Genomic DNA, 25971 nt, shown 5'->3' with positions numbered 1-25971 from the left:
GGAAACTTAATATGTGGAAGGAATTAAATATAAAAAATGTGAATGAAATAAAAATGTGTGTAGGAGAATTTCAAATTTGGATGACTGAAATTTTACCATACGGAAAAATGAAAATAAAAGTTTATGAAGGGCAAGATGGAACATTTAAAGGATATACAGATGTTCAAATTAAGAGAAAATTTGATGGCTCACCAGAAAGTGCTGTAGGTTTTGGAAATACTATTGAAGAAGCCTTAGAAGATACTGTGAATTGGTTTAATAATATGCTTGATGAAGATTATCCTGAGGGGTTATCTGCAGAAAATATAGACTACACTGAATCCTCAGATTTTTAATTACAAATTAATATGACTAAAAAAAGGTATTTTACTATCTGATTTTCGTAGAATAGCAAAGCCTTGATTAGTAAGACCAAACTCACTAATCAAGCTACCAAAAGCTAGTTCTATTTATTGGTGGGAAAATAATCTCAGCTGTAAAATGTAAAGTTATTTTTTCAGTTAAAACCTACGATCTACCCATAAAAAAATCATCCAAAACAGCGTAACCTAACCAAAAGGTCACGCTGTTTTTCTATCCACTATTTCCAATTTCGACAATTTACCATAAAATAAACGCCAATAAATAGATTCTGTTTTCTTTTCCACAAACTGTTGATTCTGCTGGAATTATGTTAAAATAAGTAGACTTGTTTTACAACAAAATCTTACCCAGAATAAAGGTGTGAAATCATGGAGCCATCCATTGAAGATAAAAGAATCAACGAAGAATTAACCAAGTTATTGACCTTGCTTGGCGAGGATGAATTGATCAAGCGTTACAAAGAACTAGAAGAAAAAGTTCAAAATAACGAGAAGCTCACTGAATTAGTTGAGCAAATCAAAGCAGCACAAAAAGATGCGGTTCAATTTGCACATTATGATAAACCAGAAGCAGAAAAAGCCGCAATCAAACGAGCGGACGAACTAACGAAAGAATTTGATGAGCATCCTTTAGTTGTGGCCTACCGAGAACAACTGATGGAAGCAAACGACCTCTTACAACACGTCACAGACATGATCCAATATAGAATCAACGAAGAACTAGAGAAGGAAGGGTAACAATGCCTCAAAAAACGAAAAACACACCAATGATGGAACAATATTTAGCAATCAAAGATCAATACCAAGATGCGTTTTTATTTTACCGATTAGGTGACTTTTATGAAATGTTTTATGAAGATGCAATCAATGCGTCACAGGTATTGGAATTAACTTTAACTAGCCGAAATCGCAATGCAGATGATCCAATTCCAATGTGTGGGATTCCTCATCACGCAGCACAAGGATATATTGATACATTGATCGAAAAAGGCTATAAAGTAGCAATTTGTGAACAAGTAGAAGATCCTAAGACTACAAAAGGAATGGTTAAGAGAGAAGTCGTTCAGCTGATTACACCTGGAACGGTTATGACGAGTAAAGGTTTAGACGCCAAAGACAACAACTATCTAACAGCGATCGTTGAGGAAAACGGTATGTTTGGTTTAGCCTATGTGGATTTAAGTACAGGGGAATTAAAGACAGCTGTCTTGAGCGATGAAGATGGAGTCATTAATGAAGCGTCAGCATTGCAAACCAAAGAAATCGTATTAGGTAGCCCCTTGTCAGAAACACTAAAGCAAACATTAAAAGATCGTTTGAATATTATTTTTTCTGAGCAAGATCAAGCGGAAGAAAATGCTGAATTTAGCTTCTTAACGAGTGAACTGACTCACCCACTAGAAGTGGAAGTCACAGGCAAATTATTGACTTATTTAACTGTGACCCAAAAACGAGGACTATCTCATATTCAAAAAGCAGTAGAATATCAGCCTGATCATTTTTTAAAAATGGATCACTATTCTAAATTCAACTTAGAATTGACCCAATCGATCCGAACTGGCTTGAAAAAAGGGACCTTACTATGGTTATTAGACGAAACAAAAACCGCAATGGGCGGCCGTTTGCTAAAACAATGGCTGGATCGTCCCTTGATCCAAGAAAAACAAATCCAAACACGCCAAGAAATGGTTCAATCGTTGTTGAATTCCTATTTTGAACGTGTTGATTTACAATCGACTTTAACGAAAGTCTACGATTTAGAACGTTTAGCAGGTCGTGTCGCCTTTGGAAACGTGAATGGTCGCGATTTGATTCAATTAAAGACATCATTAGAGCAAGTTCCGTTAGTTCGTGAGCTGATTGTCGGAATCAATCAAGGCGAGTGGAATGACCTGTTATTAGATTTAAACCCAGCTGAGGATATCGTTGAGCTAATCAATACAGCTATCAATGAAGAAGCACCACTTGCAATCACTGAAGGAAACATCATTAAAGACAATTATAACGAAAAACTAGATGAATACCGTGATGCCATGCGCCACGGGAAACAATGGTTAGCAGAGTTAGAAGCCAAAGAACGTCAAGAAACAGGAATAAAAACATTAAAAGTTGGCTTTAACCGAGTATTTGGCTATTATATTGAAGTGACAAAATCAAATTTAGCCAACCTAGAAGAAGGAAAATACGAACGCAAACAAACGTTAGCCAATGCAGAACGTTTCATCACTCCAGAACTAAAAGAAATGGAAACGTTGATTTTAGAAGCAGAAGAAAAATCAGTAGATTTAGAATATCAATTATTCTTAGAAGTCCGAGAACAAGTTAAAGCCAATATTGAGCGTCTGCAAAAACTAGCAAAAACAATCAGTGCGGTAGATGTCTTACAAGCGTTTGCCACAGTGAGTGAACGATACCAATATGTTCGACCAACTCTGAAAAGCAATAGTAAAGAATTGCATATCGTTGAAGGACGCCATCCGGTTGTGGAAAAAGTTTTAGGGCATCAAGAATATATTCCAAATAGTGTTCATATGAGCAAAGACAACATCATTCTTTTAATCACAGGACCAAATATGTCAGGTAAAAGTACCTACATGCGTCAATTAGCACTAACCGTTGTGATGGCGCAAATCGGTTGTTTCGTGCCAGCTGAATCGGCGGATCTACCGATTTTTGACCAAATTTTCACAAGAATCGGAGCATCAGATGATTTGATTGCGGGGCAAAGTACCTTTATGGTAGAAATGATGGAAGCTAATCAAGCATTGCGTCATGCCACGCCAAATAGTTTGATTTTATTTGATGAACTTGGTCGCGGAACGGCAACTTATGATGGGATGGCGTTAGCACAAGCGATCATTGAATATATCCATCGAGAAGTCAAAGCGAAAACATTATTCTCTACCCATTACCATGAGTTGACCGTCTTAGACGAAACCTTGACTGGCTTGAAAAATGTTCACGTTGGTGCAGTGGAAAAAAATGGCGAAGTGGTCTTCTTGCATAAAATGATGGATGGCCCAGCAGATAAAAGTTATGGGATCCATGTAGCTAAAATCGCTGGCTTACCAAGTGCTTTATTAGAACGTGCGGCTACGATTCTTACTGCTTTAGAATCAGAAGAACAACCACTTAAAGCTGTGGAATACAAAGACGAAATCAAAGAAGATACCGAACAATTATCTCTATTTAAAGAAGTGTCGACGGATGAATTAGGCGTGATCGATACCTTGAAGAAAATCAATTTATTAGAAATGACGCCAATGGATGCTTTAAATAAACTACATGAATTGCAAAAAAGAATTTAAATTAAATCAAAAAACTGAGTAAGGAAAGGATCGTATAGATGGGGAAAATACAAGAATTGTCAGAACAACTTGCCAATCAGATCGCTGCTGGTGAAGTAGTAGAACGTCCTGCATCAGTTGTCAAAGAACTTGTAGAAAATGCGATCGATGCTGGAAGTACGCAAATCGATATTTTTATTGAAGAAGCAGGACTTAAAACGATCCAAGTCATCGATAATGGTGAAGGAATTGCAAAAGAGGATATTCTAAGTGCATTTAAGCGCCATGCCACAAGTAAGATCCATACAAGAGATGATTTGTTCCGCATACGTAGTTTGGGGTTTCGTGGAGAAGCCCTACCCAGTATTGCGTCCGTTTCGGAAATTATCGTAGAGACAGCTATTTCCGAAGAGGAAGAAGGCAGTTATGTCCAAATGAAAGGCGGAAAGGTCGAAGAACACCGTCCTGCTGCGTTAAGAAAAGGGACAAAAATCACTGTTTCAAATCTATTTTTTAATACGCCAGCCCGCTTAAAATATGTCAAAACGATCCAGACTGAACTCGCCAATGTAGGGGATATCGTCAATCGCTTGGCGCTAAGCCATCCTACCATCGCCTTCCGCTTAGTTCATGATGGAAATAAAATGATGAATACAGCGGGAAACGGTGATTTGAAACAAACCATTGCGGGAATCTATGGTATTGGCACAGCCAAGAAAATGTTAAAGATCGAAGCAGAAGATTTAGACTTTAAATTAACTGGTTATGTTTCATTACCGGAAGTAACCAGAGCTAGTCGGAATTATCTATCAACAATCATCAATGGGCGTTATATCAAAAACTTTGCTTTAAACAAAGCAATCGTTGATGGTTACGGCTCTAAATTGATGGTAGGACGTTTTCCACTTGCTGTGTTAGAGGTCGAGATGGATCCTTTATTAGTAGATGTCAATGTGCACCCAACTAAACAAGAAGTTCGTTTAAGTAAAGAAAAAGAATTGATGGCTTTGATCAGTGAGGCGATTCGCGAAGTGTTAAGTCATGAACAGTTGATTCCGAATGCTGCAGATAATCTTCGTTTTAAAAAGAAAGTCGAGCAACAGCCAAAAGTTGAACAAATGGAAATTCCATTAACAGAGCAAGAAGAAACGGCTCGCCCAATCCGAAAACCGAGTAGTCTAGGATATGACGCTAGTAGCGGAAACTTCTTTGTCAAAGAATCAACACCGGAATTTAAAACGCAAAAACCTACTAGTAATTTTGGAAAAGAAACTAAACCACAGACAAAAGAAGAGCTTGAAAAAGAAGCCTTAATGGCCTACGCATTCAGTTCGCCAACTGAAGCTGAGGAAGACATAAAATCTGATAACAGTCAGTTAGGGGAATCTTCCGAATCAGTAAAAACAGAAGAAATCCCTCGAACTGAAGAACAGCCGACCATCGATGAACAAGTGTATCAAGAAGAACTGAGTCATCATCCAGAAGTAGATTTTTCTGCAAAAGGTGCTCAAAATGATTTAAATAAGATGCTGAACAAACTATCGGATGAACGTCCTAAAGAACGTTTCCCAGAGTTAGAATATTTTGGTCAGATGCATGGAACTTATCTATTTGCTCAAAGTAAAGATGGTTTATACATCATTGACCAACACGCTGCTCAAGAACGAATCAAGTATGAGTATTTTAGAGAAAAAATCGGTGAAGTGACGAACGATTTACAGGAATTATTAGTACCAATCGTGATTGATTATCCAAATAGTGATGCATTGAAAATCAAAGAGCAAAAAGAAACTCTGGCAGAAGTTGGCATTCATTTAGAAGACTTTGGTCAAAATAGTTTTATTGTTCGGGCGCATCCAACCTGGTATCCTGCTGGTGAAGAAGAAACGATCATTCGAGAAATGATCGATATGCTTTTGACCACAGGCTCGGTCAGTGTGAAAAAATTCCGTGAAGCAACAGCGATCATGATGAGTTGTAAACGTTCGATCAAAGCTAATCATTATTTAAATGAACAACAGGCTCGCGTGTTATTGAAGGATCTTGAAACGTGTGAGAATCCGTTTAATTGTCCGCATGGTCGACCTGTATTGATTCATTTCACCAATTCAGATATGGAAAAAATGTTTAAACGTATACAAGACCCACATTAAAGATATAGGAAGAAGGTTTTATCCTAATGGCAGTTATCCTTGCCTCTCAATCTCCTCGCAGACGTGAGTTGTTGAGTCGAATTATTTCTGACTTTGAAGTGATGCCAGCTGACATCAATGAAGAAGTCAAAAGTTATTTTACCCCAATGGACTATGTCTTGACGATGGCGGCACAAAAAGCAGCACATATCGCAAAACAATACCCCGATGATTTAGTGATCGGCTCAGATACGATCGTAACGATCGACAATGAAATATTGGGAAAACCAACTTCTAGAGATGATGCCTTTAGAATGTTGAGACAATTAAGTGGTAGGACACATAAAGTCTATACTAGTGTTGTCTTAATGAAAGACGATCAAGAATCTTCAGCAACGGTTCCAGCAACAGTTGAATTTTATGACTTGACGGATGACGAAATCAATCGTTACTTAGATACAAAAGAGTATCAAGATAAAGCTGGAGCATATGGAATTCAAGAACAAGGCGCGCTGCTAGTAAAAAGTATTCAAGGCGATTATTATTCGATTATGGGGCTGCCGATTGCGACCTTATATAGAATGCTGCCAGCTTTTGAGTAGTAACTGAATGAGGAAAGAAGGAAATACATCAATGAAATGTTCTCAAACCAGAGCGATCCAAACACATATGATCACATATCCTCACTTGAATTTTCATAAAACTTTATTCGGCGGTCAATTAATGGCATGGCTAGATGAAACTGCAGGACTTTCAGCAGTCCGAGTATCTAGAGCCGCGATTGTAACAGCTTCTGTCGACCATTTAGATTTCTTGGCGCCTTTAAAAGCAGATCATTCCGTTTGTATCGATGCGTATGTATCAGGTGTTGGCACGCGTTCAATGGAAATATTTGCGAAAGTCATCGGTGAAGACTTGTTTTCAGGAGAGCGCTATTTAGCTGGAACCTGTTTTATGACTTTTGTCGTGCCAAAAGGTGCTAGTTTACCAGAAATAATCGAGCCTGAGACAAAAGAAGAACGATTTATTTGTCAAGGGTACGAAGCAAGAAAGCAATTCAGATTAGCAAAACGCCAAGAAAGTATCGATCTTGCCAAAAATATCGATTTAGAGATTCCTTGGAACTAATAATAGACAAAAACACTCACTTTCTAAACAGAAAGTGAGTGTTTTTTCCTTAATAATGCTATGATAATACTAACTAAAATGTAAGGGTGTGATTTGTCATGGAAAAACCATCAAAAGAAGAGTTGAAGGAAAAGCTATCCGATATTGAATATGCCGTAACACAGGAAAATGCGACTGAACGACCTTTTACTGGTAGATATGACGATTTTTACCAAGAAGGAATTTATGTTGATGTAGTGAGTGGCGAACCACTTTTTAGCTCGAAAGATAAATATGATGCAGGCTGTGGCTGGCCAGCATTTACCAGACCAATTGAAAAACAAGGTGTCAAAGAAAACTCAGATTTTTCTTTAGGCATGCGTCGTGTGGAGGTTCGTAGTAAAGGAGCGGATTCTCACCTAGGGCATGTTTTTACAGATGGGCCACCAGAGGAAGGCGGCTTACGTTATTGCATCAATGCAGCAGCATTACGTTTTATCCCAGTAAAAGAATTAGAAAAAGAAGGTTATGGGGAATATAAGTCTTTGTTTGAATAGAATTTTTCGCTTATCTGAGCAGAAACATGCGCTCAGGTAGGCTTTTTTTAGCAGTTTTAAAGGTAAAAAAATGTTATTTTTTTATTACATGAAAATAGTTGCTATTTGTCTGTATTTTTAGTAATATAAGAATATTCAGAAAATTAAAATTTAAGAAGAATACTATTTATTATTAAGGAGAAAAAAATGAAAAAGACGAGAAAAACGAAATTAATAAGTGTTATGATGTTGTCGACATTAGTATTGGCAGCATGTGGTGGTGGAGGTAAGAGCGATTCTACAAGTAGTAGTACTAAGGGAAATAAAGCAAGTGGGGAACAGCTTTTCAAATTAGTAGTACAACAAGAAATGCCTACGGCAGATTTATCATTAGGAACAAACACTATCAGCTTTTCAGCGTTTAATAATATCTATGAAGGATTATATCGTTTAGATGAAAAAAGCAAACCACACGCTGCAGGCGCAGCGGAGATGGCGAAGAAAAGTGAGGATGGTTTGACGTATACGTTTAAACTAAGAGAAGATGCTAAGTGGTCTAATGGCGATCCTGTAGTTGCTGCGGATTATGTCTATGGCTGGCAGCGGACAGCAGATCCTAAAACGGGTGCTGAATATGCTTATATGTTTGAATTAGTAAAAAATGGTGCAGATGTTTCAGCTGGAAAAAAGGCTCTTGATGAATTAGGAATCAAAGCGATTAGTGACTATGAATTAGAAGTAACACTGGAGCAAGAAACACCATACTTTGATTACTTGCTGGCATTCCCATCATTTTTCCCGCAAAATAAAAAAATAGTAGACGAAAAAGGCAAAGACTACGCTTCAAACAGTGAGTCATCGGTCTACAATGGTCCATTTACACTCACTGATTTTGATGGAGCAGGAACAGACACCGAATGGTCGTATACTAAAAATGATCAATACTGGGATAAAGACACCGTTCAATTAGATAAAATCGAAGTAAAAGTGGTCAAAGAAGCACCAACATCGTTGAATCTGTTCCAAGATGGACAAGCAGATGATGTAATCTTAAGTGGAGAATTAGCTAAACAAATGGCTGATGATCCAGAACTTGTGATCGAAAAAGATGCACGTACTTCTTATCTTGAGTTTAATCAAAGAGATGAAAAATCACCATACCACAATGCAAATTTAAGAAAAGCTATTTCTTATTCTATTGATCGTGATGCCGTTGTTGAACGTATCTTAGGTGACGGATCGGTTGCTTCTACAGGACTCGTTCCAGAAGGAATGTCTTATTCACCGAAAGATAACAAAGACTTTGCTGATGAGAATAAAGATTTATTGAAATATGATAAAGAAAAAGCCCAAAAATATTGGGAGGCAGCAAAAAAAGAATTAGGGATCAGTACATTCAAATTCGACATTGTCGGAGATGATACGGATTCTACAAAAAAAATCTTAGAATATATTCAAGGTGCAGTTAAAGAAACTCTGGACGGCGTAGATGTGACAGTCACAAACGTACCGTTCACTGTTCGTTTAGATCGTGGCAAAAATGGTGACTTTGAAGTACTCATGGGCGGTTGGGGTGCTGATTATGCAGACCCAAGTAGTTTTACTGATTTATTTGTAACGGGTGGTCCATATAACCGAGGGCGCTATTCAAACGAAAAATATGATCAATTAGTAAAAGACTCTGGTAGCAAAGACGCTTCTGATCCTGAGAAACGTTGGTCAGATATGGTAGATACTGAAAAACTATTGATGGATGATATGGGTGTTGCACCCATTTACCAAAAAGCAGAAGCACATATGCGTAGTGAAAAAGTCAAAGGTGTAGTGGCGCACGGAGCTGGTGCACGATATGATTATAAATGGACGTATATTTCTGAATAAAAAAATAAGCCAATACGAATCTATCCATAATTCGTATTGGTTTTCTTTTTATTTAATAAGACAATCTGTTTTCAAGCTACTGATTTTTCTAAATCTATGCTAAAATAGAAACGTATGTGCGTATGAAGCATAAGAAACGTTGGTGCAAAAGAACCTCTGTACCAACATTATTGGAACTTAGAAAGGTGAAATTATGTACGAGTATATTATTGGTAAAGTGACATTTATCAGCCCTTATTATATTGTAGTGGAAACAAACGGCATTGGTTATCAGGTTTCAGTAGGCAATCCCTATCGTTATTCTGGCAAAACCGATCAACAAATTCAAATTTATGTTCATCAAGTCATTCGTGAAGATGCCCATTTATTATATGGATTTGGAGATTTAGATGAAAAACAACTCTTTTTAAAATTAATCAGTGTTTCAGGAATTGGACCAAAAAGTGGACTTGCAATCATGGCATCAGACGACCATGGCGGCTTGATCAATGCAATCGAAAGTGAAGATGCTACCTATTTAACAAAATTCCCAGGTGTAGGTAAAAAAACTGCTCAACAAATGATTCTTGATCTAAAAGGAAAATTAGGTGAATTAGAAACGTCAGATGCAGCTGTTGAAGCAATGGCTAAAACTTCAACTGTCCAATCAGCAAATCAGTCGCTGACAGAAGCTTTAGAAGCCTTAAGTGCACTAGGATACAGTGAAAAAGAAATCAAACGAATTACACCGAAATTGGAAGAACTAGGTAGCCAACCAACTGATGAATATTTGCGCAATGCATTGAAATTCATGATGAAACGCTAAGGAGGAATAGCTATGACAGAAGATGAAAGACTACTTTCCGCTCAAACAAGCGAAGGTGAAGAATCACTGGAAAAGTCACTGCGTCCCCAGTTTCTTGAACAATATATCGGTCAAGATAAAGTCAAACAAGAGCTTACGATCTATATAGAAGCGGCCAGAAACCGAGAAGAGGCGCTTGATCATACACTTTTATATGGACCGCCAGGACTCGGTAAGACAACGATGGCAATGGTAATCGCTAATGAAATGCATGTTAATATTCGAACTACCAGTGGACCTGCGATTGAAAGAGCGGGAGATTTAGTAGCGATTTTAAATGAACTGGAGCCAGGAGATGTTTTATTTATCGATGAAATCCATCGTTTGCCTCGTATTGTGGAAGAAATGCTGTATTCTGCCATGGAGGATTTTTACGTAGATATTATGGTAGGTCAAGGAACGACCGCGCATCCCGTTCATTTTCCCTTGCCTCCATTTACCTTAATCGGAGCAACGACCAGAGCAGGTATGTTATCAGCACCGCTTCGTGATCGTTTTGGGATTATTTCTCATATGGAATATTATGAAACTGGAGATTTAAAAGAAATCGTACTGCGTTCCGCAGATATTTTTCAAACAGAAATTGTAGAAGAAGGGGCTTTTGAAATTGCTCGACGTTCTCGTGGTACACCTCGTATTGCCAACCGCTTATTAAAACGTGTCCGTGATTTCGCTCAAGTTCAGTCAAATGGCACAATTGATCGCAGTATTGCAGATCAAGCATTGACCTTACTGCAAGTTGATCATCAAGGACTGGATTATGTCGATCAAAAGTTATTGAAAACAATGATCGAATTATATGGTGGTGGTCCAGTTGGGTTAAGCACATTAGCTGTAAATATCAGTGAAGAAACTGAAACAGTCGAAGATATGTACGAACCTTATTTGATCCAAAAAGGCTTTATTAAAAGAACGCCAAGAGGTCGTATTGCAACAGCCTTGGCGTATGAACATTTTGGTTATGAGACTTATTATAAAGAATAGGTCTAAATAGTTGAATATTGCTAATGGAGCTTGATCGATGGATATAAAATTTGTATCGTTGATAAGCTCTTTTTTATTGTCAAGTGTTTAAATCTGCTTTTAATTTTTCTAACCATTAAAAATCCCTCAAAACCTTATATTTCCTCCCAATTTTTTGGTATGATGTATCTAACTAAAAAAAGTGAGGCCAAAAACTATGAGCGAATCACAAATAACTAAAAAAGCCATCTCCTCTGCATTGATCGAATTATGCGATCGAAAACTATTCAGCAAAATCAGTGTCCAAGATATCACGAAAGAAGTTGGCCTAAACCGCCAAACCTTCTACTATCACTTTACCGACAAACACGATCTATTACGTTGGATCTATACCCACGATGCATTGATTTACTTAGACTCGCCAGATGTCAGTATTGATAACTGGGAAGAACAAGCCTTAAAAATGCTAAAAGCGATCCAATCAAAAAGTGATTTCTACTATAATACAGTTAGTTCAGATTCAGAGATCTTAAGAAAATGTTTTTCAGCAATCACAAATAAATTGTTCATCAACTTATTCGACCAGATGGACAAAGAAAATCAGCTACTTCCAGAGGATAAAACCTTTTATGCGCGTTTCTTTTCATACGGATGTAGTGGTGTCTTGATCGATTGGATTTTAGGCAGCTATAAAGAATCACCGTTAGAGATCGCGACACAGCTTTTCAGATTAGCTAAAGATACTGAATTTTTCTCTTATCGTTTATATGCCCAAGAAAACGAACTGTTATGACAAATTGTCCATTCTGTCTAAAAAGAAGACGGAATGATAATGCTATCACAAGACATTTATGGAGAATCGTTGTACGCTAGGTTCATAAATTGAATCGGGGGGATTCTCATGAAAAAAAGACATATTGGATTAGCAGCAGCAGGTGCATTAGGTGCTGCTTACCTTGCTAAAAAAGTATCCGCTGAAAAGAAAGTAGAAAAAGTTGCTGAAATCGAAGAAGAAATCAATAGTCGTTATTATGGAGATAAACAGGTCTACCTAATCGGTGGTGGCATTGCGACTATGGCAGCAGCTGCTTACTTGATTCGCGATGCGAACTTCAGTGGTAAGAATATCCATGTGATCGAAGGCATGAAAATTCTCGGCGGAAGCAATGATGGGATCGGTACAAATGAAAAAGGTTTTGTCGCACGTGGCGGCCGGATGCTAAATGAAGAAACCTATGAAAACTTCTGGGAACTATTTGATAGTATCCCGTCACTTGAATGGCCAAATCATAGTGTCACAGAAGAGATTCTGAACTTTGATCACTTACATCCAACTCATGCACAAGCACGCTTGGTCACGAAAGATCAAGAAATCCTTGATGCACATACAATGGGTTTTGATAATGAAGATCGTTTAGCAATGACAAAATTACTAGGTGCTTCAGAAGAAAGTTTAGATGACGTGACAATAGAAGAATGGTTTGGTCCACATTTCTTTGAAACGAACTTTTGGTATATGTGGCAAACGACTTTCGCTTTCCAAAAATGGAGCAGTGCGTTTGAATTACGCCGTTATATGAACAGAATGATTCTAGAATTTTCTCGTATCGATACATTAGAAGGTGTGACCCGCACACCATTGAATCAATACGATAGCGTTATTTTGCCATTGAAATCATTTTTAGAAAAACATGGAGTTGATTTTACCTTAAATGAAGATGTGGTTGATTTAGAATTTAAACCAGGTGCAGAAATCACTGTTACTGCATTGAAACTAGGGAATGGTGAAACTGTTGAACTTGAGGATGAAGACGTTGTGATTATGACGAATGGAACTATGACGGATAGTTCCACAGAAGGGGATTGGAGTACCCCAGCACCAAAAGTCACAGAAGAATCACGCTCTGCACGTCTATGGCGTAATATTGCGAAGAAAAAAGCGGGATTAGGTAATCCAGAACCATTCTTTGGCAACGAAATTGAAACCAATTGGGAAAGTTTTACTGTAACTTGCCGTGGTGATAAATTATTAAAACGAATTGAAGAATTTTCTGGGAATATTCCAGGATCAGGTGCTTTGATGACGCTGAAGGATTCAAGCTGGTTAATGAGTACAGTTGTAGCAGCACAACCCCACTTTAAAAACCAAGACCCTGACACAACTATTTTTTGGGGGTATGGCATTTATACAGATAAAGTTGGTGATTACGTGAAAAAACCAATGCGTGATTGTACAGGTGAAGAAATTTTATATGAGTGGATTTGCCAAATGGGATGGCAAAGTGATTGGGAGGAAATTCACAAAGATGTGGTGAATGTGATTCCTGCATATATGCCATATATCGATGCACAATTCCAACCACGTAAAATGTTGGATCGTCCACAAGTGGTTCCAGAGAATAGTACTAACTTTGCAATGGTCAGTCAATTTGTGGAAATACCAAAAGATATGGTCTTCACAGAAGAATATTCAGTACGTGCTGCTCGAATTGCAGTGTATACGCTATTTGATATTGATAAGGAAATTATTCCAGTAACACCATATAATCGCGATCCTAAGGTATTAGCAAAAGCTGCACAAACAATGTTTAGATAGTAAAAAGAGGGGAAGCAAAAGCATCAAGCTCGGTGAAATAAGAAGGCATTCATTAAAAGGATTTTTCAAATGTATGTGAATTTAAAATTATTTTTGATGAAGCTGCGTTGGTTTCGCTGGTTATTTGAATTTTAAAGGTCTGAGCTATAACTCGAAGAAGTTATGGTTCAGACCTTTTTTTATTCTTTTCAACAACAATTTTTAAATAATATCACAAATATAATAATATAATTTATTGTATTTTACCTTTTTTTGATACTTTTTATTCTAAAAATGAATAAAAAAAAGTATGTGAAATGTTGCATAATGGTGATGTTCACAAGGTATTTCTTTTTTTACTGGAAAAGGAGGATAAAAAGAAATGAAAAAAGAGGAAAAAAGTATATTATTTGTAAAAAGAGATGTTTTAAAAAGTGAAACAAAAATAAAAAGATTTGGAGGTACTAATGAGAGCATTTTTAGATGAAACTTATGACAGACAATTGAAAATTTTAAGTTATATAGATAATAAAAAAAAGATAGTAAGTGTAAAACAAATATCTGAAAATACTAATCTTTCTGAAAAAACTGTCTTACAAATGATAAGAAAATTCGAACAAGAATTATCTTTTTCAGATAATCAATTCCAAATTATTTATGCAAACAAAACAATTAAAGGAATCTATGCCGAAAATCTAGATTTAATGAGCATCGCATCTGACTATATAAAAAAGTCAGTATTATATAAAATAATTCGAACTATATTTTTATATGAAAATGTGGATGCAAAAAAATTCTGTGAATTAGAATACATAAGCCCTCCTACATTTTCTCGTTATCGTCAAAGACTAGCAGCGATTTTAAAGAAATTTGATTTACAATTGACACGGGATAATCAGATTCAAGGAGAAGAATTAAAGGTTAGAAATTTTTTGTATCTATTTTTTTGTCACTCATCAAGTAAATGGGATTTTAGCCAACAAGAGTATCGTGAGATTGAAACAACTGTTTATAAGTATATTGAAAATTGGCAGACACTTGACCAAGTTCGTCAACGTAAAATTTGTTTGCTTATCTATATTAGTAATATTCGTTCTTCTCAGAAATACTATTGCAAGAATGATGTTTTGACAAGATTAACAAAATTGGGGGCATTTGAATATAAAAATGTACTGGTTGATTACTTCAACTCAAAGAAGAATAGAACTGTGGATCAAGTGTGGCATGAAGTAAGTTTTGTTGAATTATTGATGTACAAGGAAGATTTAAGTATACGAGAAATAGATTTTGACCGCTATGAATTATTTTATAATGATCAAAATTTTCCCTTTATTCAGCAAAGCAATCTATTAACTGAAAGGATTATTCAAACCTTTTTTTCAGAAGCGACAAGAGAGAATACAGAACTATTTTTACGGGTCAGACAGGAAATCGATAAAATGCATTTAGTTTTTTATACATGCTATGCCGATTTAAGTATTTTTTATTATGTATATGATACAAGCAATTTTTATTATCGTGATGCGGCTGAGAAAAGAATTATTGAGCAACTCGAAAAAATTGTGGAAGAGATGACTACATCCACAATTTATCAATCTTGGTGGGAGACCCTCACAGTCTCTAAAGAAGCCTTTCTTAATTACCTGTACCTACTTATCTATTCATTATTAAATAAGTTACATGAATACAAATATGAACCTGTAAAAATAATGGTTCAAAATTCAAAGGTATTTATTGAAGAAATTATTGTCAATAAGTTAGCATTGATTTTTGGTGACAGGATTCAGTTAGTATCAACGTTTAGAGATTTCCCCGATCTTTTGGTTACTGATATTAAATTATCGGCCCCCCCAGAACAAACACGCGAAATATTTGTCAGTTCCTTTTCAGACTATGCGGATATCAACAATGCAATCTACGAAATTCAAAAGGAGATTATCAAAAAATATGGACAACGTGAAATAACACAACAGCTAGTTAATTTATGTTGAGACTATTTAAACAAAGAAGAGTTATGAATCCGATAATTGATAAATTTTGATAGTTCTGCCCAGGTTTTAGCATCAAAAGGATTATCAAAGAAAAAGAAGGTTTGGTTACTAATATTCCCTTCAAAACAATCAGAGATGACAATATCTGCTTTAAGAATGTCTGAGGTAAATTGAATAGTTTGAGTACCGAATGTAGACAATAAGCTATTTTTGATCTGATCTGTTGTATAAAAGTCTCTGGAGTATTGACAGAAAATAATCAAAGGTTCTATTTTTCGTGAAGTATCGATCACATAATACAGGACATTAGTCATATATGTGATTAATCCTTTAGAGGATATCGCTTCTAAAAAAGAGTCGTTTTTAAAGAAATTGATGACCAAAGTATCTAACTCGGCCTCCATCTTAGAATAGGTGTCCTCTCCTCTGTCTAATGAAGATAGATGCTTTTCATTTTCAATCAGAGGATCATAATCAACTTTAATATAATGAACAAAAAGAAGAGCGACAAACAGGTGATAGTAGAAAAAAAGATAAGATTCATCTTTAATAACAAGATTATATTTTTTTTGTAAAATTTGTAACAAATGCGCACAACTTTTTGTTAACGGAAGCTCTGAATCTATCAATAATTCTGCAGTCTGCTGCTTGATCTCTTTTGTATCGATATTAGGAATAAAGTACCTAGATAAAAAACTAAAGTAAACTTGTTCAGTTTTGATTTCATCGTGTGACAGAATTGTAGTGAAATCTAAAGTAAATATAGTAGGGTTTTTTTCATTCAAAATCATTAAATAGGAAAGAAACTCATTATCAACAGTAATTTTTTCTTGCAAATACAAAATTCTCCAATAGGTAATATTTTGAAAATAGCGTAATCTAGTTAATTGGGACGGAGCTAACGTCGTCTTGATTGGAATCGGCAATTGTTTGAAATAATCTGGAGATCTGTGAAATGGCCAAGTTGCTCCTTTTAAAATATTCCAATAAGCATAAAAAAGGAAAAAGCGAATATCCAGCTCAGATCCTTGAAGATTTTCTTTCCTTGTTAGGTCTCCAAAAGCAATTTTGACTCTAAAATAATCGAGTCGTTTGTTCAAGAGTTTTAAGGTTCTATAAGCATGAGAAGGGCTCAAATTGATGCTTTGGGCAAGTGATTCCAAAGAGCTATGATTTTTATCAGCGATTGCAGAAAAGATCATAAACTCTGGAGAAATAGAAATATAGCTGAATCTTAAAGTGTTAATTGCATAGCTGACATTTAAGGAATCAGGTAAAACGATAAAAAAAGTTGTGTTTTGCTGTTCTATTTGTATAGGTGTTTCATGAAATAAATGACTTAAATCTTCATTAAGCTGTTGGATATAGCGATAGGTTGTACTTTTGGAATCCTTAGTATCGTGTATGATTTCTTGAATACCAATTCCTTTGGCACTGAACAAAATTTTTTTAAATAGTTCAAACTTCTTTTCTTCGTTTTTTTTAATAAACTTTCGTTTCACTTACTCATCTCATTCCTTTTAGAAATAAAAAACTAAAAAAACATTTTGAATTATTTTATGAAAATATAACATATAATGTGAAAAAAGTGCAGAGAAAGGTCATTATATCAAATAAAAAAGGGGGTATTTCAAAAAAAACTAAAAAAACAGGAATTTTTGTAATTTAAAACGTGATTTAAATTATATAATTTTATTAATATTTGAAAATGATTATATGTTTATAGATAGAAAGGATAGGACAATATGTACAACATAGGTATTGTGCCCGTACAAGAACAAAACAATGATACATACGCTAACCAATTAAATAAAACCACCTATCAACTATATTCGCTATCTAGAGAAGAGGTCTTAAATGAAGCTTCAAAGATGGATGCGTTAATAATTGAAGATTCTTCAACTGCAGAATTGAAACATACATGCGAACTAATTTTAGAATTGAGAAGACATTATGAAGCATTGATATGGGTCGTGTCTAAAAATTTAACGAAAACAAGCAAAATTGTTTATTTACAACTTGGTGCTGATGGAGTAGTGGATGAGGAGTACGAACGAGAAGAATCCATCCTACAGTTTTCAAATATCCTAAATAGAATAAATAGAGAAAAAGAAGTAGCGGTTCCCCAAATGACATATGGAAAAGAAGACAAGAGTGAATTGGAACTGAACCCTACCAATTTAAGTGTGATTCTTGAAGGAAAAACAGAAATTAGTTTGACAAGGCTAGAATTTCAGACTATTTCATTTTTACTAGCCAATGTTGGAAATGCTGTTAGTTATGAAGAAATATACGAAAATGTCTGGAAAGAAGACTTTAATAGCAGTGAAGATGGGAACAAGCAGTATCGTGTCAGTAATTTGATTTTTCACTTACGCAAAAAAATAGAAGAGAATCCAACTCAGCCAAAATACATTAAAACGGTGCGTTCTAAAGGATATATGGTGAGTAACGCAATATAAAGGATAACTATTATGTGTCATGGCGATTGATGGTGATTAGAAACACAGTCAAAGACGGTGACAAATCCAACTAGGTTTCTTTTTTTTCATCATGTAGAAGAGCGGTCTATCAAACCGAAAGTGAGAAGTACACTGTTAACAAATGAATCAGCTTCATTTCCTAGATAGAATACTTCCCGATTCTGTAGATAAACCGTAAACTACAAGAGGGAAAATTGAAATAAATATATACACAAGTATCGAGGAAAGGAGGAAAAAGATGAAAAATAAAAAAGGTCTGTTTATATTTATTAGTATTAGTTTTTTAGCAGTGCTTGCTCTGTTCTTATGGATACGCACCCCTGATATTAAAGCACAAGAAACTGAGAAGCAAGAAGCAAGTAAATCGGTGGGAACTTCACAGATGCCGCCGTTATTTCAACCGTACGCTTTGGAGAGTATGAAAGATTGGCAGCAACTTTCTACGGGTCCAGAGACTGCTTCGTATGACTTAAGTACAAAGAATCCTAAACGATACTTTGTTTCAATAGCTACATTCGGAGGTTTGCCGATGGGTGCTGATACAAAAGAACTTGAAAAACTAAAATTAATGATGCAGTATACTATCCAAATAAGCGGTTTACGATACCTAAATGTGTTGAGATATGATGAGAGTTACATCAATATAAGCGAAGATAAACTTGGAATTGCTGCAAGTTCTGCACCATTAATTTTTGCTCAGGGAGATAAAGTAATTGAACCCTTAAATGAATTAGGACAAGGTGGGGGAGATAGTAAACCAGCCTCGGTAGTATCTAATATAAAGCATTATCGGGCTGAGAAGGAAGCATCAGGAAAACCAATAAGCCCTTTTTACTATCGAGCTGTCAAAATTGAATATGAATTGAGAAATAATCCTGCAGTAGTGACGGAAAATACCTTTGATTATCATGTGAAAGTAATTAATGAAATAACTATTTCACCAACGGGGAAAATAAGATATTCTACAAAAATTATCAATTTAAGTGATGTACCATTGCAAAGTTTTGTGCTGGGTGGACGCTATGATATAGATTTATTAAGTTCATATAAAGACCAGCCACGAGGAGATCTTATTATGCCCGTTAAATTTTTAGGTTCGAATATGGGTCTTCATTACGATAGTTATTGGGTAGATGCTAAAGGAAATCCTGATGCCTCAGGCTCAGATGCATCGGCAAATATTTATTTTGATACAAAAGATCGACCAGATAACTGGAGTGTCAAACAGATGATGCCTAACGGACAACCAAGAGATTTCTATAATCCCAAAATTACTGGCTTTTCAGATGCTTACAGTACGGGGCAAGAAGTGTTAAACGCCTCAGCTGAAGATGTTGCCTATTCAAAGGAACAAAATGAAACAACAAATGCTTATGATACAGCGGTATACGTAAAAAATAAACCAGTTGATATTGGCCAAGGGGAGTCTACGGGCTATGTGATGTCATTTTCTGCCAAACCATTTGGTGATCCGTTACCAATGTTGGATGTGGATGAAGAAAATGTTTTTTATGACGGCGTATCTCATACCGTTACTGGTACAATTTTGGATTTTGGTATAACAACGAAAGAAGATATTTACTATTCAATGACAGGTGAAGCAGGTTCATTCAAACTTGGTAAAACAATTGTTCCATATGTCCCAGGAACAAATATTAATTTTTCATTGGATATTCCAAAAAGTGATCTAGGTGTGAAAGGCAACAAGTCAATTTATCTCTATACCAGAAATAGTAACGGGCAAGTGTCTAATACAGTAGAGCAAAAATTGATTTATAACTCACCACCTGAAATTATGTCCGATAAAACAGACTGGTTTATGACAGGTTCTGACTATAACCTAACAGGTAAGTGGAAAGAGGCGGATGATCCATCTGTAGATATTAAATATTCACTTGACGACGGTGTTGTAAAAACATTAAGTCGAGGACTATCAAATAGTCCGGTGAATACTTTACGGGATTTTTCAGGGATAATTCCAGCTTCTGACTTGGGGAATACCAGTCATGAATTATCAGTATGGGTGACAGATGCTCGGGGAATGGACTCAGCTAAAGAAACTTGGACGATAGGGCCTCATACTGCTCCAGATATTTCAGCTAATTTAGCAATTGATAAAACAGAAATTCTAGAAGGCGGAACAGTAACATTTACTTCACTGATCCAAAACACTGCACCAGCACCCTCTGTTTGGAATAGTGTTCTCTACGAAACAACAGAAGCATTTCCTGCAAATGTCACAGTTGATAAAGCGTCTGTTAAATTAAACGGTACTGCTGTTCCTGCTAGTGATATTGAATTTGGAGCAGATAGAAAGTTAAAAGTAAAACTTAGTAACATATCACCTGGTATCGTAATGAGCTTAACTTACAATGTTGTATCTAAAATTGCTGAACCACCTATCAATTCAGATATAGAGGTGAAACAAGCCTATAAAGTTAGTGGAACAACGGCGGATGGCTCAAAGGTAGAAGCCTCTTCGGGTGCATTAAAATCATTCATTATCAAGAAAAGAATCGCAAGTATCATGACGTTACATTTAGAAGAATTAACAGACAGAGAGCTAGCTGAAGAACCGTCTTATACAGGTATAATCGGAGAAGAAGTTACAATTTCTGCTAAAAAAATCGATGGCTATGTGTTAAGTAAAGTCGTGATTGATGAAGAAGAACAACCAGTGATTTCTAGTGAAGTAACAGTAAAGTATGGTGAAAACTACCTAGTAGAATTTTATTATACAGGAGTATTAGAAATCAAATCTGCTCCTATTGGATTTGATTTTGGAACAGTTACTTCTAGTTATAAAAAAGTCCGAGTCGAAACTGCCGAATTTACAGATGATCCTTTAGTTATAACGGATAATCGACTAGGGAATCAAAAGTGGACATTGAAAGCAGCACTGACGACGCCGTTATCAAATCAATCAGGAAAAATTTTGACAGATGTGATCCGATATAAAAATGGGGATGATGAGATCATCTTGCGTGAGGATTTATTACCAATAGTAACTCGTAAAACAACAGAAGCGGGAGATTACAGCATTAGTGATACGTGGAGTTCAACTGGTGATGGCTTTAAGATGGAGGTCGCACCAGGAGTAGTTAACGAATTAGGTAGTTATCATGCAGTCATTCAATTTGAATTGGGAATAACACCATGATGGAGGGGAACTCATGAAAAAAAATAATCATGTACGGTATATGTTGCCCTTCATTTTAGCCTGCCTTCTGTTTTTAGGGCAATTTCAAACAGTGGAGGCTGCGGAAACTGGTGGAGTGGTCCAAACAAAAGGTCAAATTACTTTTCTTGAAAATGATTCTTCTTCAAGTGACAGCTCAACTGACCCATCTTCTAATAGCGATTCTGTGTCTTCAAGTTCAACAATCTCTAGTCAGTCGAACCTTCCTACTAAACCTAAAGGTAGATACCCATCTACTGGCGAACTAGTGAAAAAAAGTTTGTCAATAAGTGGTATTTTATTGCTACTAATTGTGTTAGTTCTGTATTTGCTGAGACGTAAAAATCAAGCAAAGCAGAGGAGGGATGAGGAAAGATGAAGATGAAAACTAAAAAGGTGATCATAGTCGCTCTCTCTTGTTTGTTTTGGACAACAACTTTTCAGACAGCCATAGCTCAAGAGGGAGGCGCAGGTGCTGAGATTCAATTTTCCAATCGTCCAGATGAAGGAAATGGTATTAAAGATCCTGAAAATCCAGACGTGATTGTTGATCCTAATACTGTCAATGGAACACAAGGTTCTTTACGTATCGACTTTGTTCCTGAACTTAACTTTGGAGCAAGTAAAATTGCTGATAAGAATATTGTTTTTCCAGTCAATGCTCAGCAATTTAAAGGAGAAACTGGACCAAGAGGACAATTTGTCCAAGTATCAGATTATCGTTCTAACCCCGTTGGTTGGACCTTACAACTACGTCAAGAGGAGCAGTTTAAAAATCTCGAAGAAGAAAACAATATTCTAAAAGGCGCAGTCCTGTCATTTGATAATTCTTGGACAAACTCTAAAAAAGCTCAATCATTGTCACCAAAGGTTTCAAAAGAAGTTATTCGCTTGAATAACATTGGAGAGACATACAATTTAGCTGAAGCTGACTTTGGAAATGGCGGAGGAACTTGGAGCATCATTTTTGGTGCTTCTGATGAGAACAATAGCGGACAAGCAGGTACTCTGATTCCTAAGCTAGATGCCCAAGGGAAATCAATTATTGATGAACCCGTAAATAAAAATGCATACATCAATAATGCAGTACAATTAACGGTTCCAGAAGCAACGGAGAAAAAAGCTGGAACTTATACAACGGTGTTAACTTGGATTATATCCGAGCTACCATAAATAAATTATACACAATATATTAGGAGGAAACACAAATGAAATTAACACACAAATTATGCGGAGCAGCTTTATTAGCAGCGGTTGGTATCGCAGTAGCAGTACCAAATTCAGTAAAAGCAGCGCCAGGAGCAGCACCAGCAGCAGGGATGGATATCCAATTTACTGCTAATACAGGCGAAGGAACAACAAATACTCTTACTTCAGGTGACGGTAGTGGTGAAGGAACAATCACTAGTGGTCTAGTAACAACAGATGCTGGTACTTTTGGTGTTAGAGCAATCACACCTCTAAACTTTGGATCAGATAATTCAGCTGCGTCAGGAACAGGACGTCATTTCTTCGCGAAAAACTTTGTTGCTAACGGGCAAGAAGGTTCTACAGATAAAATGATCGCACCTAACTATGTTGAATTTGTGGACGATCGTACTGAGTTAGAGCACAAATACGAAATTACTGCACAAATCACAAGCGAATTAAAAACAACTGTTGGAGCATCTAATACAGAGAAAAAATTAGATGGCGCAACTTTACAATTCTTAAATGGACGTGTTAAATCTGAAACAGATTCAACAAATGCATTAACACCAACAGAAGCAGTTGCAACAACAGCTGTTGAATTTGGTCAACCAACACAAATTTTAGGACATGAAGATGCTACTAAAGGCCGTGGTAAATTCAAAATGTTATTCGGAACATACGCAGCAGGTGATGCAACAGATTCAGAAAAATCTGTAAAACTAAATATTAAAGACGATTCTGAATTGTTCATAGACAATGGCTACCATGGTGAAATCACTTGGTCAATGAATGTCTTACCATAAATCGTAAGAAAGAACTTTCCGTAATCCAAAAATAAAAAAGAACAAAAGTAGTCTGCCGTTCATAGAACGGCGGACTGTTTCTTAGTAAGAAAGTAGGATGTTTAAAAAGATGAAAAAATTTAAAGCAATTTGGTTTTCTTTGATTTTATACATAGCTTGTTTTGGAATGACCTCAATAGATACATACGCAGCTGAGGCTGAAGATGTGGGGAATTTCAATTTTAAAATGATTCGCCCAGAGAATCAAATAGGAGACGCGGGTTATTTCAATTTAAAAATGACACCAGGTCAAAAGCAAACAGTTCAAATTGAAATGGCAAATATCACGGATAAAGATGTTACTGTAGAAATTAAGCTGAATGGCGCAAAAACGAATTCAAACGGTGTACTTGAGTTTGGACCAACAAGGCTGAAAGATGATCCTTCTTTAAAACATAAGTTTCAAGATGTTGTCAAAGGACCCAAAACGATTGAAATTCCGGCAAAACAAAAAATTCCATTGAACTTGGAGATCGCTATGCCCGCAACTTCTTATGACGGAATCATTGCTGGCGGTATTCAAATGCAAGTGAAAAAATCGGATGAGCAATTAGAAAAAGAAAAAAAAGAGAAGCAAATCGTTAACCGTTATGCTTATGTTTTAGGAATGGTATTAACAGAAACGGATACAGAAGTAAAACCAGATATTAAATTCGAAAAATTTTACCCAGAATTAGCTAATTATCGAAATGCAGTATTTGTGAATTTTTCAAATATCCATGCTGCATTCTTGAATGATATGACAATTGATATGCAAGTAATGAAAAAAGGTTCCACTGAAATTTTATATGATACGAAAAAGACAAATATGCGAATGGCTCCTAATTCAATGATTGATTTTCCTGTTGAAATGAATGGAGAACGTATGGAGGCAGGAGACTACACAGGGCACATACTTGTGACAAGTGGTGATCAAAAGTGGGAATGGTCAAGTGATTTTAAGATTACAAAAGAAGAAGCAGACAAATACAATGCTCAAGATGTCACGCTAGTACAAGAGCAAGGAATTGATTGGAAATTGATTGCAATGGTTGCAGGCGGCGTTATTTTGGTTATTGGGATTATCTTCATTATCGTTCGTATAATTTCTCAGAAAAAATCCGATTCTAAAAAAAGAAAAAAGAAAAATAAAAAGAAATGACATTAGAAATTCTTTATTTATCAGTTAAAGGAGGACAAGTAGAGTGAGTATATTAGATTGGCTATTTATCTTAATGTTATCAACTTCTGTTCTTTTCCTCTTTTTTGGATTGATTTGTCTTATCTTATCGATAAACAAACAAAAAAAATATAATTCGCTAAAGAGTAAAAAAATTAGAAATAAGCAGAAAAAGAAAAAAATCAAACGAATACTTTCAAAAATCAAGAAGCAACAAAGAAAAACTATTCAATCAAGTATACTTTTACTCATTTTAGCTATTGGAACTTTTAGCGGTGGAACGTATGCTCGTTATTATCAACAAACGCATTTAGAAACGGAAGATGCAAATGCTATTGTACAAAGTTACTTTCTTGTTGAAGAGATAGAGAAAGATTTACGAGGTCTGGCAGATGGAAGTGATGCTGGAAAAGTAAATGAAAAACTAGCGGATATGACCTCTTTAATGATTACTTATGGAAATAAAAGTGCTTTTGGCGGGTTGAGTATTGAAGGACAAAAAAAGTTGAACCGCTATTATACATTAGTACGTGAATTTGGTGTTAATTTAAGTAACCGTAGACTTGAAAATTTAAATGATTCCACATATGTATCTAACTATTTAGAAGATATCAAGAAAATTAAAAAAAGCCAAAAACAAATTTTTGAAGTCTTTAAAGTGAATGAATCTGCATTAAAACAAAAGAAGTAGTTTTAAAGAAAGTATCAGGAACAGAAAATGACAAAATCAAAAAAAAAGAAAGAATCATCAAATGAAAAACAGCGGATTGGTTCCAAAAAATCCCGAAAACCACATAAAAGGAAACGGTCAAAAAAAGAAAAACCGATGATTGTCAGAAAAAAAGCAACTGGATATAGAAAAAAGCGAAAGAAAAAGAACTATAAACAGATCATGCTAGAACTTACAATTACTCTGATAATTTCTAGCATACTGTTTGTACTGTTAAGTTTCTTTACATTTTCGTTACCAAGTATGGAAGGTTATTCTATGATGACCACTTTGGAAGACAGAGATAGGTTATTTGTTAATAAATTAGGGAAGCTGAAACGGTTTAGTTTGATTTATTACAAAGATCCAGAAAGTGGAGCAAAGTCAATTCGACGGATTATAGGGTTGCCATTGGAGTCTCTCTATTATAAAAAGGATCAGTTGTTTATCGATGATATAGAGCTTGTTGAGCGCTTTATAGAAAAACAGCTTATTACATCAAAAAACAGCAATAGTACTTTCACAAAGGACTTCTCTTTAAGTGAGGTATTAGGGGACCAACAAATTCCAAAAGGAAAATATTTTGTTTTGGGAGATAATCGATCGTATGCAGCAGATAGTCGAGAGTTTGGTTATATTGATGAAAAAGATATCATTGGGGTTGTTGAACTTAGAATTTTTCCATTACATCGAATGACTCATTTTTAATAAAGAAAGAAGGAAAAAAGGAG

General features: G+C 35.8%; 22 protein-coding genes. 21 read left to right on the top strand and 1 reads right to left on the bottom strand.

Annotated elements, in window-relative coordinates:
- Nucleotides 1-11 precede the first annotated feature (11 nt).
- From AC4BB5_RS17030 to AC4BB5_RS16970, 13 genes are all read left to right on the top strand, one after another.
- Complete coding sequence (locus AC4BB5_RS17030; RefSeq protein WP_490457243.1) at nt 12-335, top strand: hypothetical protein; 324 nt, start codon at nt 12-14, stop codon at nt 333-335.
- 396 nt (nt 336-731) lie between these two features.
- Nucleotides 732-1100 (top strand): YlbF family regulator, encoded by a 369-nt coding sequence (locus AC4BB5_RS17025; RefSeq protein WP_490457242.1) that lies wholly within the window; start codon nt 732-734, stop codon nt 1098-1100.
- Nucleotides 1101-1102: 2 nt separating this feature from the next.
- A complete protein-coding gene (gene mutS, locus AC4BB5_RS17020; RefSeq protein WP_490457241.1) occupies nt 1103-3670 on the top strand; it encodes a DNA mismatch repair protein MutS in 2568 nt (855 codons plus the stop codon).
- Nucleotides 3671-3708: 38 nt separating this feature from the next.
- Nucleotides 3709-5802 (top strand): DNA mismatch repair endonuclease MutL, encoded by a 2094-nt coding sequence (gene mutL, locus AC4BB5_RS17015; RefSeq protein WP_490457240.1) that lies wholly within the window; start codon nt 3709-3711, stop codon nt 5800-5802.
- 26 nt (nt 5803-5828) lie between these two features.
- A complete protein-coding gene (locus AC4BB5_RS17010; protein WP_490457239.1) occupies nt 5829-6383 on the top strand; it encodes a Maf family protein in 555 nt (184 codons plus the stop codon).
- 31 nt (nt 6384-6414) lie between these two features.
- Nucleotides 6415-6909, top strand: a complete 495-nt coding sequence (locus AC4BB5_RS17005; protein WP_490457238.1) for an acyl-CoA thioesterase — start codon at nt 6415-6417, stop codon at nt 6907-6909.
- 98 nt (nt 6910-7007) lie between these two features.
- Complete coding sequence (gene msrB / locus AC4BB5_RS17000; protein ID WP_490457237.1) at nt 7008-7445, top strand: peptide-methionine (R)-S-oxide reductase MsrB; 438 nt, start codon at nt 7008-7010, stop codon at nt 7443-7445.
- A gap of 186 nt (nt 7446-7631) precedes the next feature.
- On the top strand, nt 7632-9305 hold the full coding sequence (locus AC4BB5_RS16995; RefSeq protein ID WP_490457236.1) for a peptide ABC transporter substrate-binding protein: 1674 nt from the start codon (nt 7632-7634) through the stop codon (nt 9303-9305).
- Between the two features lie 193 nt (nt 9306-9498).
- On the top strand, nt 9499-10110 hold the full coding sequence (gene ruvA / locus AC4BB5_RS16990) for a Holliday junction branch migration protein RuvA (protein ID WP_490457235.1): 612 nt from the start codon (nt 9499-9501) through the stop codon (nt 10108-10110).
- A 12-nt stretch (nt 10111-10122) separates the two neighbouring features.
- A complete protein-coding gene (gene ruvB, locus AC4BB5_RS16985) occupies nt 10123-11133 on the top strand; it encodes a Holliday junction branch migration DNA helicase RuvB (protein WP_490457234.1) in 1011 nt (336 codons plus the stop codon).
- A gap of 196 nt (nt 11134-11329) precedes the next feature.
- Nucleotides 11330-11905: a TetR/AcrR family transcriptional regulator gene (locus AC4BB5_RS16980; RefSeq protein WP_490457233.1), complete on the top strand. Its 576-nt coding sequence runs from the start codon at nt 11330-11332 to the stop codon at nt 11903-11905.
- 108 nt (nt 11906-12013) lie between these two features.
- The gene (locus AC4BB5_RS16975) at nt 12014-13708 is read left to right on the top strand and encodes an oleate hydratase (protein WP_490457232.1); all 1695 of its coding nucleotides are present in this window, start codon (nt 12014-12016) and stop codon (nt 13706-13708) included.
- A 446-nt stretch (nt 13709-14154) separates the two neighbouring features.
- Nucleotides 14155-15678: a helix-turn-helix domain-containing protein gene (locus AC4BB5_RS16970; protein WP_490457231.1), complete on the top strand. Its 1524-nt coding sequence runs from the start codon at nt 14155-14157 to the stop codon at nt 15676-15678.
- 2 nt (nt 15679-15680) lie between these two features.
- Here the strand turns inward: AC4BB5_RS16970 and AC4BB5_RS16965 are convergent, their stop codons facing one another.
- Complete coding sequence (locus tag AC4BB5_RS16965) at nt 15681-17180, bottom strand: helix-turn-helix domain-containing protein (protein ID WP_490457230.1); 1500 nt, start codon at nt 17178-17180, stop codon at nt 15681-15683.
- 243 nt (nt 17181-17423) lie between these two features.
- Here AC4BB5_RS16965 and AC4BB5_RS16960 point away from each other — a divergent pair, with 243 nt between their 5' ends.
- The 8 genes from AC4BB5_RS16960 (at nt 17424) to lepB (ending at nt 25948) form a co-directional block, all read left to right on the top strand.
- The gene (locus tag AC4BB5_RS16960) at nt 17424-18140 is read left to right on the top strand and encodes a winged helix-turn-helix transcriptional regulator (RefSeq protein ID WP_490457229.1); all 717 of its coding nucleotides are present in this window, start codon (nt 17424-17426) and stop codon (nt 18138-18140) included.
- Nucleotides 18141-18399: 259 nt separating this feature from the next.
- Nucleotides 18400-21321: a hypothetical protein gene (locus tag AC4BB5_RS16955; protein WP_490457228.1), complete on the top strand. Its 2922-nt coding sequence runs from the start codon at nt 18400-18402 to the stop codon at nt 21319-21321.
- A gap of 13 nt (nt 21322-21334) precedes the next feature.
- Nucleotides 21335-21718: an EF2685/EF0750 family sortase-dependent surface protein gene (locus AC4BB5_RS16950; RefSeq protein ID WP_490457227.1), complete on the top strand. Its 384-nt coding sequence runs from the start codon at nt 21335-21337 to the stop codon at nt 21716-21718.
- A complete protein-coding gene (locus tag AC4BB5_RS16945; RefSeq protein ID WP_490457226.1) occupies nt 21715-22512 on the top strand; it encodes a WxL domain-containing protein in 798 nt (265 codons plus the stop codon). Before AC4BB5_RS16950 ends, AC4BB5_RS16945 begins: the two co-directional genes overlap by 4 nt.
- Before the next feature lie 35 nt (nt 22513-22547).
- Nucleotides 22548-23333 (top strand): WxL domain-containing protein, encoded by a 786-nt coding sequence (locus AC4BB5_RS16940; RefSeq protein WP_490457225.1) that lies wholly within the window; start codon nt 22548-22550, stop codon nt 23331-23333.
- Nucleotides 23334-23442: 109 nt separating this feature from the next.
- Nucleotides 23443-24513 carry a WxLIP family cell surface protein gene (locus AC4BB5_RS16935; RefSeq protein WP_490457224.1) on the top strand — a complete coding sequence of 357 codons (1071 nt, stop codon included), beginning with the start codon at nt 23443-23445 and terminating at the stop codon, nt 24511-24513.
- A 43-nt stretch (nt 24514-24556) separates the two neighbouring features.
- On the top strand, nt 24557-25222 hold the full coding sequence (locus AC4BB5_RS16930; RefSeq protein ID WP_490457223.1) for a hypothetical protein: 666 nt from the start codon (nt 24557-24559) through the stop codon (nt 25220-25222).
- A gap of 27 nt (nt 25223-25249) precedes the next feature.
- Nucleotides 25250-25948, top strand: a complete 699-nt coding sequence (gene lepB / locus AC4BB5_RS16925; protein WP_490457222.1) for a signal peptidase I — start codon at nt 25250-25252, stop codon at nt 25946-25948.
- The last annotated feature ends 23 nt before the right edge of the window (nt 25949-25971 follow it).

The organism is Enterococcus sp. AMC1252, assembly GCF_058216515.1.
The sequence above is the reverse complement of the archived record's forward strand: the minus strand, read 5'-3'. Positions and strand labels throughout refer to the sequence as shown.

Bases quoted from the DNA above. Each gene is read 5' to 3' on its own strand.
- AC4BB5_RS17030 (WP_490457243.1), top strand. From the start codon at position 12: ATGTGGAAGGAATTAAATATAAAAAATGTGAATGAAATAAAAATGTGT.
- AC4BB5_RS16955 (WP_490457228.1), top strand. From the start codon at position 18,400: ATGAAAAATAAAAAAGGTCTGTTTATATTTATTAGTATTAGTTTTTTA.
- AC4BB5_RS16940 (WP_490457225.1), top strand. From the start codon at position 22,548: ATGAAATTAACACACAAATTATGCGGAGCAGCTTTATTAGCAGCGGTT.
- AC4BB5_RS16945 (WP_490457226.1), top strand. From the start codon at position 21,715: ATGAAGATGAAAACTAAAAAGGTGATCATAGTCGCTCTCTCTTGTTTG.
- AC4BB5_RS16950 (WP_490457227.1), top strand. From the start codon at position 21,335: ATGAAAAAAAATAATCATGTACGGTATATGTTGCCCTTCATTTTAGCC.
- AC4BB5_RS16975 (WP_490457232.1), top strand. From the start codon at position 12,014: ATGAAAAAAAGACATATTGGATTAGCAGCAGCAGGTGCATTAGGTGCT.
- AC4BB5_RS17010 (WP_490457239.1), top strand. From the start codon at position 5,829: ATGGCAGTTATCCTTGCCTCTCAATCTCCTCGCAGACGTGAGTTGTTG.
- mutS (WP_490457241.1), top strand. From the start codon at position 1,103: ATGCCTCAAAAAACGAAAAACACACCAATGATGGAACAATATTTAGCA.
- ruvB (WP_490457234.1), top strand. From the start codon at position 10,123: ATGACAGAAGATGAAAGACTACTTTCCGCTCAAACAAGCGAAGGTGAA.
- lepB (WP_490457222.1), top strand. From the start codon at position 25,250: ATGACAAAATCAAAAAAAAAGAAAGAATCATCAAATGAAAAACAGCGG.
- AC4BB5_RS16980 (WP_490457233.1), top strand. From the start codon at position 11,330: ATGAGCGAATCACAAATAACTAAAAAAGCCATCTCCTCTGCATTGATC.
- mutL (WP_490457240.1), top strand. From the start codon at position 3,709: ATGGGGAAAATACAAGAATTGTCAGAACAACTTGCCAATCAGATCGCT.
- AC4BB5_RS17025 (WP_490457242.1), top strand. From the start codon at position 732: ATGGAGCCATCCATTGAAGATAAAAGAATCAACGAAGAATTAACCAAG.
- AC4BB5_RS16970 (WP_490457231.1), top strand. From the start codon at position 14,155: ATGAGAGCATTTTTAGATGAAACTTATGACAGACAATTGAAAATTTTA.
- AC4BB5_RS17005 (WP_490457238.1), top strand. From the start codon at position 6,415: ATGAAATGTTCTCAAACCAGAGCGATCCAAACACATATGATCACATAT.
- AC4BB5_RS16935 (WP_490457224.1), top strand. From the start codon at position 23,443: ATGAAAAAATTTAAAGCAATTTGGTTTTCTTTGATTTTATACATAGCT.
- msrB (WP_490457237.1), top strand. From the start codon at position 7,008: ATGGAAAAACCATCAAAAGAAGAGTTGAAGGAAAAGCTATCCGATATT.
- AC4BB5_RS16995 (WP_490457236.1), top strand. From the start codon at position 7,632: ATGAAAAAGACGAGAAAAACGAAATTAATAAGTGTTATGATGTTGTCG.
- ruvA (WP_490457235.1), top strand. From the start codon at position 9,499: ATGTACGAGTATATTATTGGTAAAGTGACATTTATCAGCCCTTATTAT.
- AC4BB5_RS16960 (WP_490457229.1), top strand. From the start codon at position 17,424: ATGTACAACATAGGTATTGTGCCCGTACAAGAACAAAACAATGATACA.